This is a genomic window from Burkholderia sp. b14 (genome assembly GCF_900156195.1).
Lineage (GTDB): Bacteria > Pseudomonadota > Gammaproteobacteria > Burkholderiales > Burkholderiaceae > Mycetohabitans.
Map to the genome: position 1 here is coordinate 2,214,129 of NZ_FTPJ01000003.1, position 12,374 is coordinate 2,226,502.

General features: G+C 64.4%; 11 protein-coding genes. 8 read left to right on the forward strand and 3 right to left on the reverse strand.

What is annotated here, in order from left to right; translation table 11 throughout:
• Window positions 1-43 precede the first annotated feature (43 nt).
• Window positions 44-799 (reverse strand): 16S rRNA (uracil(1498)-N(3))-methyltransferase, encoded by a 756-nt coding sequence (locus B0B13_RS14710; protein WP_076785466.1) that lies wholly within the window; start codon window positions 797-799, stop codon window positions 44-46.
• A 129-nt stretch (window positions 800-928) separates the two neighbouring features.
• A complete protein-coding gene (gene speE, locus B0B13_RS14715; protein ID WP_139337435.1) occupies window positions 929-1,864 on the reverse strand; it encodes a polyamine aminopropyltransferase in 936 nt (311 codons plus the stop codon).
• Between the two features lie 317 nt (window positions 1,865-2,181).
• Between speE and tkt the strand changes: the two genes are divergently transcribed.
• A complete protein-coding gene (gene tkt, locus B0B13_RS14720) occupies window positions 2,182-4,215 on the forward strand; it encodes a transketolase (protein ID WP_076796939.1) in 2,034 nt (677 codons plus the stop codon).
• Window positions 4,216-4,294: 79 nt separating this feature from the next.
• Window positions 4,295-5,305: a type I glyceraldehyde-3-phosphate dehydrogenase gene (gene gap / locus B0B13_RS14725; RefSeq protein ID WP_076796940.1), complete on the forward strand. Its 1,011-nt coding sequence runs from the start codon at window positions 4,295-4,297 to the stop codon at window positions 5,303-5,305.
• Window positions 5,306-5,382: 77 nt separating this feature from the next.
• On the opposite strand, the gene fur is transcribed toward gap, so the two are convergent.
• A complete protein-coding gene (fur, locus tag B0B13_RS14730; RefSeq protein ID WP_076796941.1) occupies window positions 5,383-5,811 on the reverse strand; it encodes a ferric iron uptake transcriptional regulator in 429 nt (142 codons plus the stop codon).
• Window positions 5,812-5,925: 114 nt separating this feature from the next.
• Between fur and B0B13_RS14735 the strand changes: the two genes are divergently transcribed.
• From B0B13_RS14735 to holA, 6 genes are all read left to right on the forward strand, one after another.
• Entirely contained in the window at window positions 5,926-6,741 is an 816-nt protein-coding gene (locus B0B13_RS14735; RefSeq protein WP_076785462.1) for an outer membrane protein assembly factor BamE, read from the forward strand.
• A complete protein-coding gene (gene dapB, locus B0B13_RS14740) occupies window positions 6,741-7,538 on the forward strand; it encodes a 4-hydroxy-tetrahydrodipicolinate reductase (RefSeq protein ID WP_076785461.1) in 798 nt (265 codons plus the stop codon). The genes B0B13_RS14735 and dapB overlap by 1 nt, the downstream gene beginning before the upstream one ends.
• A 37-nt stretch (window positions 7,539-7,575) precedes the next feature.
• Window positions 7,576-7,833 carry a hypothetical protein gene (locus B0B13_RS14745; RefSeq protein WP_076785460.1) on the forward strand — a complete coding sequence of 86 codons (258 nt, stop codon included), beginning with the start codon at window positions 7,576-7,578 and terminating at the stop codon, window positions 7,831-7,833.
• Between the two features lie 207 nt (window positions 7,834-8,040).
• Window positions 8,041-10,635, forward strand: coding sequence for a leucine--tRNA ligase (leuS, locus tag B0B13_RS14750; RefSeq protein WP_076796942.1), 2,595 nt, complete (start codon window positions 8,041-8,043; stop codon window positions 10,633-10,635).
• A 23-nt stretch (window positions 10,636-10,658) separates the two neighbouring features.
• Window positions 10,659-11,207 carry an LPS-assembly lipoprotein LptE gene (locus B0B13_RS14755; protein ID WP_076787428.1) on the forward strand — a complete coding sequence of 183 codons (549 nt, stop codon included), beginning with the start codon at window positions 10,659-10,661 and terminating at the stop codon, window positions 11,205-11,207.
• Window positions 11,208-11,220: 13 nt separating this feature from the next.
• Complete coding sequence (gene holA, locus B0B13_RS14760; protein ID WP_076797352.1) at window positions 11,221-12,372, forward strand: DNA polymerase III subunit delta; 1,152 nt, start codon at window positions 11,221-11,223, stop codon at window positions 12,370-12,372.
• Window positions 12,373-12,374: the final 2 nt, after the last annotated feature.

Sequence of the window (12,374 nt, forward strand, 5' to 3'; positions counted from 1 at the left end):
TTCGGCTCGCCCGCGTGTGACGTGGGCAGCCCATGCCGGCTTCTCACCACCCGCCCCAGCGCGCCGCCAGCGCGGCGAGCACCGCGATGCCGGCCGTCTCGGTGCGCAGCACACGTGGGCCTAGGCCAAGCGGCATGAAGCCGTGAGATATCACGGCTGCCTCCTCGGTGGCCGACAACCCGCCTTCCGGCCCGATCATCACGATGACCGGCGCAGCAGGCGCGGTGCTGGGCAGTGTCGCGAACGGCCGCTCGGCGCGCGGTGACAGTAACAGACGCAGTGCATTGTCGCGAGGCGGGGCCGCGCAGGACTCGAGCCATGTCATGACGTCGGTGAGCGGCGCAACGTCGGGCAGCCGATTACGCCCGCATTGCTCGCATGCGGCTCGCACCAGCGCCTGCCAGTGCGCGTGGCGTCGAGCGGCGCGCTCGCCGGTCAGCCGTACGACGCTGCGCCCGGTCATCAGTGGTATTACGCCAGCCACGCCCAGTTCGACGGCTTTCTCCAGCAGCCAGTCCATTTTGTCACCCCCGGCGATGCCTTGCGCTAACACGACGCGATAAGGCGGCTCGACCTCCCGCGCGTCGAAGCGGCCGACTTGCACCGTCGCTGAACGCTTATCCAACTGTAGCAATTCGGCCTCGAACTGGCCGCCTTCGCCGTTGAACAGGATCGCCTTGTCACCGGCCTGCAGCCGCAGCACGTGCATATGACGCACGACATCGTCCGGCAGCAGCGTGCTGTGGCCGCTGTGCAGCGGCATGGGGACAAAAAAGCGAGGTGACGATAGCGTGGTCATTGTCGAGAGGGCAGGGTGTGGCGTGTGACGCGAGCGTGCGCATCGGCCGGATTGTGTCATAACCACAGTGGCGTAAGAACCACAGTGGCGCAAGCGAGCCGCCGTCCGGCGGTGCGTTGCGGCGCGGCATCACTTCAGCGCCGTACCGCGATCCGGTATCCGTTCGATGAAAAAAGCATCGTGGCGGGACGGGTCGTAGTGTTCGAGGCCGGACAATCCCCATTGCGCCGCGCGCTCGGCCGCCCGTTGCGCGGGCAGTTGTCCGGCATCGAACGTGTCGCTGACCACGGCCATTTGCCACAGCGAGCCGTATAGTGGCACATACGTCTGCATGAGCGCGACATGGCCAAATGCGGCGCGCAGCGTGCCGAGTAGTGCCGCGACCTGGTCGGGCTGGAACAGCGGCGAGCCGAGATGGATCGACAGCACCGCATCGTCCACCATGCGTGTGCGCAGCAATGCGTAAAAACTGGGCGTGTACAGCGTCGAAGCCGGCGAATCGGGCGGCGTCAAGTCGAACACGACTGCGTCGAAGCGCTCCTGCGTGTGCTGCACGAAGTGCAACGCGTCACCCGTGACAATCTGCACGCGCGGATCGTCGAGCGCGCCACGGTGCACGTGCTGTAGGTGGCGTCGCGCCATCGCCACGACCGCAGGATCAAGCTCCGCGATGACGATGTGCTCCAGTGCCTTGTACTTGAGCCACTGCCGCGCCGCGCCGCCATCGCCGCCGCCGAGAACCAGCACGCGCCGCGCAGGCCGCTCCCGCGCCAGCGCGCCAGGGTGCACCATGCTTTCGTGATAGAGGTATTCGTCGCGCTCGGACGTCATCGGGCGGTTGTCGAGCACGAATAGCTTGCCGAGCAGCGGCGTCTCCCAGACCTCGATATGCTGGTACGCCGAATCGATCGTTTGTAGCCGCCGCGCGCCGGTGAACGTGTACGCATAATGCGCGCACGGGCGCAACGTCAGTGAGTTGCCGTGCGCGTCCGGGCGGTCGGCGTTGTCCGGGCGGTCGATGTCGTGCGTGGGGGCGGCGTTGTGCGTGGGGGCGGCGTTGTGCATGGGGTCGGCGTTGTGAATGGGGTCGGCGGGTTGCACGGCGGGCGGCGTGCGCGATGATGGCGGTTCCGGTTCCAATCGGCAAAGTTCCTCAACGGTGGCATGGCATCGCTGTGGCGGTGTGGCCAGGCAGTTTGCGATCCCTGTGCGACCGCCCGTGGCACGGCGCAACATCGCCAAGCAGCGGCAGGCCTGTCTGTTAGAATAATAATCTTTGCGACGCTTCGCGCGCGGGTGTGCCCGCATGCGATTCCCATTGCGCCGGCGCGGCCGCGACTCGCGACGCGCGTGGCCCTGCTTTTCCTGAGTCCGGACCCGACATGACAACCCCGCCCGACACCCAGACCACCATGATGGCCAACGCAATCCGTGCGTTGGCCATGGACGCCGTTCAGCAAGCCAATTCCGGCCATCCGGGGATGCCGATGGGCATGGCGGAAATCGCCGTGGCGCTGTGGCAACGTCATCTGCGGCACAATCCGGCTAATCCACATTGGGCGGACCGGGATCGCTTCGTACTGTCCAATGGGCATGGGTCGATGCTGCTGTACGCGCTGCTGCACCTGAGCGGCTACGACTTGCCAATGGACGAGTTGAAGCGTTTCCGCCAATTGCATTCGAGGACGCCTGGCCATCCAGAGGTCGGAATCACACCGGGTGTCGAGACGACCACTGGGCCGTTGGGTCAGGGATTAGCCAACGCGGTGGGCATGGCGCTGGCCGAAGCGCTGCTGGCGGCCGAATTTAACCAGCCTGACGCGAAGATCGTCGATCATTACACGTACGTGTTCGTCGGCGATGGCTGCCTGATGGAAGGCGTGTCGCACGAGGCTTGTTCGCTGGCGGGCACGCTGGGATTGTCGAAGCTGATCGTACTGTATGACGACAACGGCATTTCGATTGACGGGGATGTCGGGCACTGGTTCGCCGACGATACGCCGAAGCGTTTTGAGGCTTATGGCTGGAACGTGATCCGCGCGGTCGATGGTCACGATGTGGATGCAGTGGACGCGGCCATTTGCGCTGCAAAGCAGTCGGACAAGCCGACGCTAATTTGCTGCCGTACCGTCATCGGCAAGGGGGCGCCGAACAAGGCCGGCGGCCACGACGTGCACGGCGCACCGCTGGGCGCGACGGAGATTGCCGCGACGCGCGCGGCGATTGGCTGGGGCGCCGAACCTTTCGTGATCCCGCAGCACGTCTATGCGCTGTGGGACGCGAAGGAGACGGGCGCCCAGGCCGAGTGCGAGTGGAATGAGGCCTTTGCCGCCTATCGCGCGAAGTATCCGCAGCAGGCGGCCGAGTTCGAGCGCCGCGTCGCCGGCCGGCTGCCGGCGCATTGGGCCGATGCCGCGCGGCGGCTGATCGCCGCCGCCAACGAGCGTGCTGAGACGGTCGCGACCCGTAAAGCGTCGCAGCAGGCGATCGAGGCGCTGGCTGCGACGTTGCCGGAACTGCTGGGCGGTTCGGCCGATCTCACCGGCTCGAACTTGACCAACTGGAAGGCCAGCAAGCCGGTACGCGCTGGCCGTGAAAGCGGCACGCAGGTGTTGCAATGGGGCAATCACGTCAACTACGGGGTGCGTGAATTCGGCATGAGCGCGGCGCTCAACGGCATTGCGCTGCACGGTGGCTACTTGCCGTTCGGCGGCACGTTCCTGACCTTCTCGGATTACAGCCGCAACGCATTGCGGATGGCCGCACTGATGAAGACCCGCTCGATCTTCGTGTTCACGCACGACTCGATCGGGCTCGGCGAGGATGGCCCGACGCACCAGTCGATCGAGCACGTGTCGAGCCTGCGCCTGATTCCGAACATGGACGTGTGGCGCCCGGCCGACACGGTCGAGACCGCGGTGGCCTGGACGCAGGCGGTCGAGCGCCATGGTCCATCGTCGTTGATCTTTAGCCGGCAAAATCTGGCGTTCTGTGCGCGGACCGACGCGCAGATTGCGGCGGTCGCCCGGGGCGGGTACGTGCTGCGCGACTGGAATGACGATATCCCGGCTCGCAAGGTGATCCTGATCGCGACGGGTTCCGAGGTCGAGCTTGCGCTGAACGCTGTCGAGCCGCTTGCGCGTGTGGGCATCGGCGCCCGTGTCGTATCGATGCCCTCGACCACGGTGTTCGATCGGCAGGATGCCGAATGGCGCGAGCGCGTCCTGCCACGCGGCGTGGCGCGGGTGGCGATCGAGGCCGGCGTCACGGCGTTCTGGCATAAATATGTGGGAATCGACGGCGGCGTGGTTGGGATCGACACATTCGGCGAATCGGCGCCCGCCGGCGTGTTGTTCAAGCATTTTGGCTTCACGATCGATAACGTTGTCGACACCGTGAAGTCGATACTGGGTTAAGCCGAGGGTGTGTGACGTGCCGACTGTGCGTCGCACACTCTTGCTCGGAGCGTTGCCATTTACCCATTAGGAGATAGACATGACGATTCGCGTCGCAATCAACGGTTATGGCCGTATTGGCCGCAATACGCTGCGGGCCCATTATGAGGGTGGCAAGAAGCACGACATCGAGATCGTGGCGATCAACGACCTCGGCAATGCCCAGACCAACGCGCATCTGACCCAGTATGACACCGCGCATGGCAAGTTCCCGGGCACCGTCTCGGTTGACGGCGACTACATGATCGTCAACGGCGACAAGGTCCGCGTGCTCGCGAACCGCAACCCGGCGGAGCTGCCGTGGGGCGATCTCGGTGTGGATGTCGTACTTGAGTGCACCGGTTTCTTCACGTCGAAGGAGAAGGCGAGTGCGCACCTGAAGGGTGGTGCGAAGAAGGTCGTGATTTCAGCGCCGGGCGGCAAGGATGTCGATGCGACGATCGTCTATGGTGTGAACCACCAGGTGCTGAAGGCGTCGGATACGGTCATCTCGAACGCCTCGTGCACGACGAACTGCCTTGCGCCGCTGGTCAAGCCGCTGCACGACAAGATCGGCGTCGAGAACGGCCTGATGACGACGATTCATGCGTACACGAACGACCAGGTGCTGACCGACGTGTACCATGAGGACCTGCGCCGCGCCCGCTCGGCCACGCACAGCATGATCCCGACCAAGACCGGCGCGGCAGCAGCCGTCGGGCTGGTGCTGCCGGAGCTGAACGGTAAGCTGGATGGCTACGCGGTGCGCGTGCCGACGATCAACGTGTCGATCGTCGACCTATCGTTCATCGCGTCGCGCGATACGAGCGTGGACGAAGTGAACAAGATCTTGAAGGAAGCGTCGGAAGGTGCGCTCAAGGGCATCCTCGCCTACAGCGACGCGCCGCTGGTATCGGTTGACTTTAATCACAACCCAGCGTCCTCGACATTCGATGCAACGCTCACGAAGGTGTCGGGCCGTCTCGTGAAGGTGTCGAGCTGGTACGACAATGAGTGGGGCTTCTCGAACCGGATGCTCGATACGACGGTGGCGCTGGCCAACGCGAAGTAACGCTCGAACACACAAGCAGCAGCGTGTGTGACAAAAAAGCCGCCTGGCCGGGCGGCTTTTTTTGGCGCGCAGCGCGATCAGGGCTTGCGGTGCGGGCAGTTTTCCTTCGTGCAGGAGCCGTACATCGCGAGCGCGTGCTCCTGTAGCTTGAAGCCCCGTTCTTGGGCGATCAACTGCTGGCGGTGCTCGATCTCGGGGTCGTAGAATTCCTCAACCCGGCCGCAGTCCAGACAGACCAGATGGTCGTGGTGCGTACCCTCATTGAGTTCGAACACCGCTTTGCCCGACTCGAAGTTGCTGCGTGTGAGCAGGCCGGCCTGTTCGAACTGCGTTAGCACGCGATAAACAGTCGCCAGGCCAATATCCAGCTCCTCATTGAGCAAGTTGCGGTAGACGTCTTCCGCGGTCAAGTGGCGCACGGAACTGTGTTGGAAAATCTCCAGAATCTTCAGGCGCGGCAAGGTTGCCTTGAGCCCTATGTTCTTGAGGTCAGCGGGATTGGTCATCGCTAGGCATCCCTAGAGTACAATGCAAGGTTCTAATAGTAATGGGTTTTTGGGTATTCCGGGCGGCGCAGACGTGTCTCGGGCCCAAATCGATCAAAGCGTCAGACGCGTTTTATGGGTGAAATGAGTTCAACGTTCTTTTCCGGGTCGCGCAGGCGCGCCACCGCCTTTGCGGTAACGGCCCGCGTCGTCGTGCTGGCCGCCGTGGTTTCGCTCGGTGCATGCAAGACATACGACAGCCTGACGCAACGCATCGCGCGTTCGATCACCCCATACCGGATCACGGTCGTGCAAGGCAACTTCGTATCAGCGGAGGCTGCATCGAGGCTACGCGTTGGCATGTCCCGCGACGAAGTGCGCAGCGTCCTCGGTACACCACTGCTCACCGACCTGTTCCATGCCGATCGCTGGGACTATGTGTTCTATTTCAAGCGCGGCTCGACTTCTGTTGTGCAGCAGCGAGACTTGGTCGTGAATTTCGTCGGCGATCACGTGGCAAGCTGGACGGGGGCTGACGACCTGCCATCCGAGTACGAGTTGATTGCCGAAATCGATGGTGACCGCAAGGGTTTGAAGAAAGCGCAAGCCGAGGCCGTCGCGGCCAAGGCGGCAAAGGCCGCTGCGGCTGACGCGTCGGCAGCAGCGGCGGCGAGCGAGCCGGTTGCGCCAGTGCCCGGCACGGCTGGCACGGCCGCGGCGAGCGGCGTCAGCGATGTCAGTGTGTTGCCGTCGTCGCAAGCCGCCAACGAGGAAGCCGCGGCCGCGGCGAACCGCGCGACTGCTCAGGTCGCGCCGCAGCACATCGCGTTGCCGCCGACTGGCGTCGCACCGTCGCCGGATCCGTCAACCGGCCTGGCGTCGCCCAGTGCCGCGGGCCTGCAGAACCAGCCGGTGCTCGAGCGCAGCGGCGCACAAGGGACGCGTCAATGATGAAGATTGCCATCGCAGGGGCATCGGGCCGCATGGGGCAAATGCTGGTCGAAACGGTGCTGAATACGTCGGAAGTCACGTTGTCGGGCGCGCTGGAGCGCGCGGGCGCTGCCGCGCTGGGGCAGGACGCTGGCGCGTTCGCCGGGCGGCAGACCGGTATTGCGATCACCGATGACGTGGAGCGCGTGCTTGCGCATGCAGATGTGCTGATCGATTTCACGCGGCCCGAGGGCACGCTTGAGTACCTAAAGGCGGCGCGCCGGCACGGCACTCGCATGGTAATCGGCACGACGGGTTTTGCCGAATCACAGAAGGCCGAGTTGGCCGCCGCCGCGCAGACGCTCGGGATTGTGTTCGCACCGAACATGAGCGTGGGCGTGAACGTGACGTTGAAACTGCTGCAAGTGGCCGCTGCGCATTTCGCCACCGGCTACGATATCGAGATCATCGAGGCGCATCACCGGCACAAAGTTGATGCGCCGTCCGGCACAGCGTTGCAGATGGGCGAAGTGATCGCAACGGCGTTGGGTCGTGATCTGGCATCCTGTGCCGTGTACGGACGCCATGGCGTGACCGGTGAGCGCGATCCGTCGACGATTGGGTTCTCAGCCATCCGCGGCGGCGACATCGTCGGCGACCACACGGTGATGTTCGCCGGTACCGGCGAGCGGATCGAGATCACGCATAAATCGGCGAACCGGCTCGCGTACGCGCAGGGCGCGGTACGGGCCGCTCGTTTCCTGGCCGGCCGATCGGCGGGGCTGTACGATATGTGGGACGTGCTGGGCCTGCGCTAGTCGTCGTACGCGCCGCGGCACATCGATCGCAGCGCCGGTGCGTTCCGCGCAGTGGGTCGCGCGCGGGCGCGTGTTGCGCGATGCGATGGGCGTATCGCGACGCAGGCTCGGATTTGGCCAGGTGCTGCTCGCGCCGATCGGCGCCGACGGGCGTTTGTCCTGCGACGGGCAGTTGGTCGATACCGCGCAATTGTTCACGCGGTTTGTGCAAGCTGCCCGTGAGCCGGTGCCGGCGCAACTGGAACGGCGGGCCGAGACCATGCCGACCCGCTACGAGTCCATTGCCGGCGTGTGATGAGCGCCGTGCAGCGGGCCGGGCTCACGCGCATTGCGTTCGTGACGCTGCCGGTCGGCGACGACGCACACTGACGTAAGCAAGCGCGTGCCGTCCGCGGGCGCGCAGACGCTATAATCGGCGTTTCCTCTGGCTTTCCCAAGGCGCGGTACTGCATGTGCGCCCCCTGCGCGGCACGCCGCAAGCCGATTGTCCCCGACGACCATCATGCAAGATAAATACGTTCCCGCCGATGTCGAATCCGCCGTGCAGCAAGCATGGCGGGACAACGATGTCTATCGTAGTGCCGAGCGCGCCGACAAAAAGAAATTCTATTGTGTGTCGATGCTGCCGTACCCGTCGGGCAAGCTGCATATGGGGCACGTGCGCAACTACACGATCAACGACGTGATGTATCGTCACCGGCGCATGAACGGGTACAACGTGCTGATGCCGATGGGCTGGGACGCATTCGGGATGCCGGCGGAAAACGCGGCGATCGCCAACGGCGTGCCACCAGCCAAGTGGACATACGAGAACATCGCCTACATGAAGAAACAGATGCAGGCGATGGGGTTGGCGATCGATTGGTCGCGTGAAATTGCGACATGCAAACCGGACTACTACAAGTGGAACCAGTGGTTGTTCCTGAAGATGCTCGAAAAGGGCATCGCGTATAAGAAGACGGGGACGGTGAACTGGGATCCAGTTGATCAGACCGTGCTAGCCAACGAGCAGGTCGTCGACGGGCGCGGCTGGCGTTCCGGTGCGGTGGTTCAGAAGCGCGAGATTCCGATGTACTACTTGCGGATCACGGACTACGCGGAGCAGTTGTTGCAGGACCTGGATGCGCTGGGGTGGCCCGAGCGCGTGAAGGTGATGCAGCACAACTGGATCGGCAAGAGCCATGGCGTGAACTTCGGTTTCCCGTATGAAATCGATGGGCAGCAGCAATTGCTGCGCGTGTTCACGACCCGCGCGGACACGATCATGGGCGTCACGTTTGCAGCCATCGCTGCGGAGCACCCGCTCGCCACGCGGCTGGCGCGGGACCAACCCGCGTTGCAGGCGTTCATCGACGAGTGCAAGCGCGGCGGGGTGGCCGAGGCGGACATGGCGACGATGGAGAAGAAAGGCGTGTCCACCGGCTTCTTCGTCAAGCATCCGCTGACCGGCGCCGACATCGAGATCTGGATCGGCAACTACGTGCTGATGAGCTATGGCGAAGGCGCGGTGATGGGCGTGCCGGCCCACGACGAGCGCGACTTTGCGTTCGCGACGAAGTACCGCCTGCCGATCAAGCAGGTCGTTGCGGCGCAGGGCAAGGTGTATTCGACCGAGGCGTGGCAGGACTGGTACGGTGACAAGGACGCCGGCGTCTGCGTGAACAGCGGCAAGTATGACGGCATGCGCTACGAGCAGGCGGTGGAGGCGGTCGCGGCGGATCTAGCCGCGAAGGAGCTTGGCGGCAAGCAGGTCACGTACCGGTTGCGCGACTGGGGCATTTCGCGTCAGCGCTATTGGGGCACGCCGATCCCGATCATCCATTGCCCGAGCTGTGGCGATGTGCCGGTGCCGGAGCAGGACTTGCCGGTGTTGCTGCCCGAGGACCTGGTGCCGGATGGCAGCGGCAATCCGCTGGCCAAGTCTGAGGCGTTTATGCACTGCACGTGCCCGCGCTGCGGCGCCGACGCGAGGCGCGAGACGGACACGATGGACACGTTTGTCGATTCCGCCTGGTATTTTTCGCGCTATGCGTGCCCGGATGCGCCGACGATGGTGGACGCGCGTACCGACTATTGGATGCCGATGGACCAGTACATCGGCGGCATCGAGCATGCGATTTTGCACTTGCTGTATTCGCGCTTCTGGGCCAAGGTGATGCGCGACCTCGGGCTGACCGACTTTTCCGAGCCGGCGACCAATCTGCTGACGCAGGGCATGGTGCTCGACCAGACGTACTATCGCGAGGACGCGACCGGCAAGAAGATGTGGTTCAACCCCTCTGACGTGACGTTGTCATACGATGACAAAGGGCGTGCGGTCAGCGCGGTGCTGCACGCCGATGGTCAGCCGGTCGAGATGGGCGGCGTCGAAAAAATGTCGAAGTCGAAAAATAACGGCGTCGATCCGCAACATCTGATCGATTCGCACGGTGCCGATACCGCGCGACTATTCACGATGTTCGCGGCGCCGCCCGAGCAGTCGCTCGAATGGTCCGGTGCCGGTGTCGAAGGCGCGAGCCGTTTCCTGCGACGGCTGTGGGCGTTCGGCTACGCGCATCATGCAACGTTTGCGACGCGGCCGGCGCTGGACGCTGCGACGCTGAATGACGCAGGCAAGGCGCTGCGCCGCGAGATTCACTCTGTGCTCAAGCAGGCCGATTTCGACTATCAGCGGCTGCAGTACAACACGGTCGTGTCCGCGGCGATGAAAATGCTCAACGCATTGGAGTCGGCCAAAGACGTCGGCGCCGCGGTCCTCTACGAGGGATATGGCATCCTGCTGCGCGTACTGTATCCGGTGGTGCCGCACGTCACGTTTACGCTGTGGCGCGAACTTGGTTACGCGACGCAATTCGGCACGCTGCTGGACGCGCCGTGGCCGAAGGTGGACGAGCAGGCGCTGGAGCGAAGCGAAGTCGAACTGGTGCTGCAGATCAACGGCAAGGTGCGCGGCGCGCTGAAGGTGGCTAACGGTGCGCCACGTGAGGCGATCGAGCAGGCGGCATTCGCGCACGAGATGTTCAACAAGTTTGGTGAAGGCAAGACGCCGAAGAAGGTGGTGATCGTGCCGGGACGGCTCGTGAACGTGGTCATTTGAGGGCCTGCATGACTGAATCGAAACTGACGCGCCGATCCTGCATTGTGCTTGCTGCGGCGGCATTGTTGCTGGCCGGATGCGGCTTCCAGCTGCGCGGTAACTATGGCTTCCCGTTTAAGCGGCTTGCGCTGGTCGGCCCGGGTCCGGAGCTTGGCGCACGGATTCAGCGGCTGGTCGAAGGCGGCAGCCAGACGCGGATCGTCAAGAGCACCGACGGCGCGGACGTGATCTTGTCGATTTCGGAGGGGCGCGGCACCGGGGCGCTGACGCTCAATGCGGCCGGACAGGTCAACGAGTACGAACTCGATTACACGATGTCGTACCAATTGGTCGGCGCCGATGGCACAGTGCTGTTGCCGCCCAGCGTGATCCGTATCAACCGGGCGATGACCTATTCCGACCAGTACGCGCTGGCGAAGTCGCAGGAGTTCGAACTGCTGTATCGCGATATGCGCAACGACGCGCTCGACCAGCTGTTGCGACGCATGAGCGCAGTGCGCGAGCTGCACCCGGCCCATGGCGGGGTTCGCGCGGTGGCGCCGCGCGCGCCGCTGCCCACGCCGCCGCTGTAACGGACACGACACGATGCAACTGCGCGCAGACGCCCTGGAGTCGCACCTGGCCAAGACGTTGGGTCGCTTGTACGTCGTGTACGGCGATGAGCCACTGCTCGCGCAGGAAGCCGTGGCGCGCATCCGCACCGCGGCGCGCGCGGCCGGTTTCACCGAGCGCAACGTATTCTCTGTCGAGCGCGGTTTTGATTGGAGCCTGCTGCTCGGCGCCACGCAATCGATGTCGTTGTTCGGCGAGCGGCAGCTGATCGAATTGCGCATCCCGACCGGCAAACCGGGCAAGGATGGCGGTGATGCATTGAAGGCGCTGGCGGCATCGGACAATCCCGACGTGCTGACGTTGATTGCATTGCCGCGGCTGGACGCGGCGACGCAAAAGACGGCATGGTTCACCGCATTGGTCCAGGCTGGTGTGGCGATACGCATCGACACGGTCGAGCGTGCGCAGTTGTCGAACTGGATTGCGCAACGGCTCGCGGCGCAGCAGCAGCGCATCGTCGCCGGCGACGGAGGGCGGCGCGCGCTGCAGTTCATCGCCGAGCGGGTCGAGGGCAACCTGCTCGCCGCGCATCAGGAAATCCAAAAGCTCGGCCTGTTGTATCCTGCCGGCGAATTGACGCTCGAGCAGGTGCAGGACGCGGTACTCAACGTCGCCCGCTACGACGTGTTCAAGCTCAACGAGGCAATGCTTGCCGGCGATGTTGCGCGCTTGGCGCGGATGCTCGATGGATTGCGCGGCGAAGGTGAGGCGACGGTGCTGGTGCTGTGGGCTATCGTAGAGGAAATCCGTGCGCTGGCGCGAATCAAGCGGGGGCTGGCTGCCGGCAAGCCGTTGGCGATTCTGATGCGCGAGAATCGCGTGTGGGGACCGCGTGAACGGCTGATGGGCCCCGCGCTGCAGCGCGTCGACGAACGTTCGCTTGAACGGGCGCTGGCGCTCGCGGCGCGACTGGACCGGCAGGTCAAGGGGCTCTCTGGCGGGGTGCCGGCGCGTGTAGGCGTCGCGCCCGCTCGCGCGTCGCTGCCGCCGGCCGATCCGTGGGATGGCTTGTTCGATCTGGCGATGACGATTGCGCGGCCCGGCGGCAGCGATGGTGGGTGCCGGGCGGGTGGCAGTGCGCCGCACGGCGCCACCGCCACTGCCGTGCGGGCGATACGACCGTAGCC

What these genes read in the sequence shown, in the direction of transcription:
- B0B13_RS14710 (WP_076785466.1), bottom strand. Translation starts at nt 799, where the DNA reads ATGACCACGCTATCGTCACCTCGCTTTTTTGTCCCCATGCCGCTGCAC.
- speE (WP_139337435.1), bottom strand. Translation starts at nt 1,864, where the DNA reads ATGCACAACGCCGCCCCCACGCACAACGCCGCCCCCACGCACGACATC.
- tkt (WP_076796939.1), top strand. Translation starts at nt 2,182, where the DNA reads ATGACAACCCCGCCCGACACCCAGACCACCATGATGGCCAACGCAATC.
- gap (WP_076796940.1), top strand. Translation starts at nt 4,295, where the DNA reads ATGACGATTCGCGTCGCAATCAACGGTTATGGCCGTATTGGCCGCAAT.
- fur (WP_076796941.1), bottom strand. Translation starts at nt 5,811, where the DNA reads ATGACCAATCCCGCTGACCTCAAGAACATAGGGCTCAAGGCAACCTTG.
- B0B13_RS14735 (WP_076785462.1), top strand. Translation starts at nt 5,926, where the DNA reads ATGGGTGAAATGAGTTCAACGTTCTTTTCCGGGTCGCGCAGGCGCGCC.
- dapB (WP_076785461.1), top strand. Translation starts at nt 6,741, where the DNA reads ATGAAGATTGCCATCGCAGGGGCATCGGGCCGCATGGGGCAAATGCTG.
- leuS (WP_076796942.1), top strand. Translation starts at nt 8,041, where the DNA reads ATGCAAGATAAATACGTTCCCGCCGATGTCGAATCCGCCGTGCAGCAA.
- holA (WP_076797352.1), top strand. Translation starts at nt 11,221, where the DNA reads ATGCAACTGCGCGCAGACGCCCTGGAGTCGCACCTGGCCAAGACGTTG.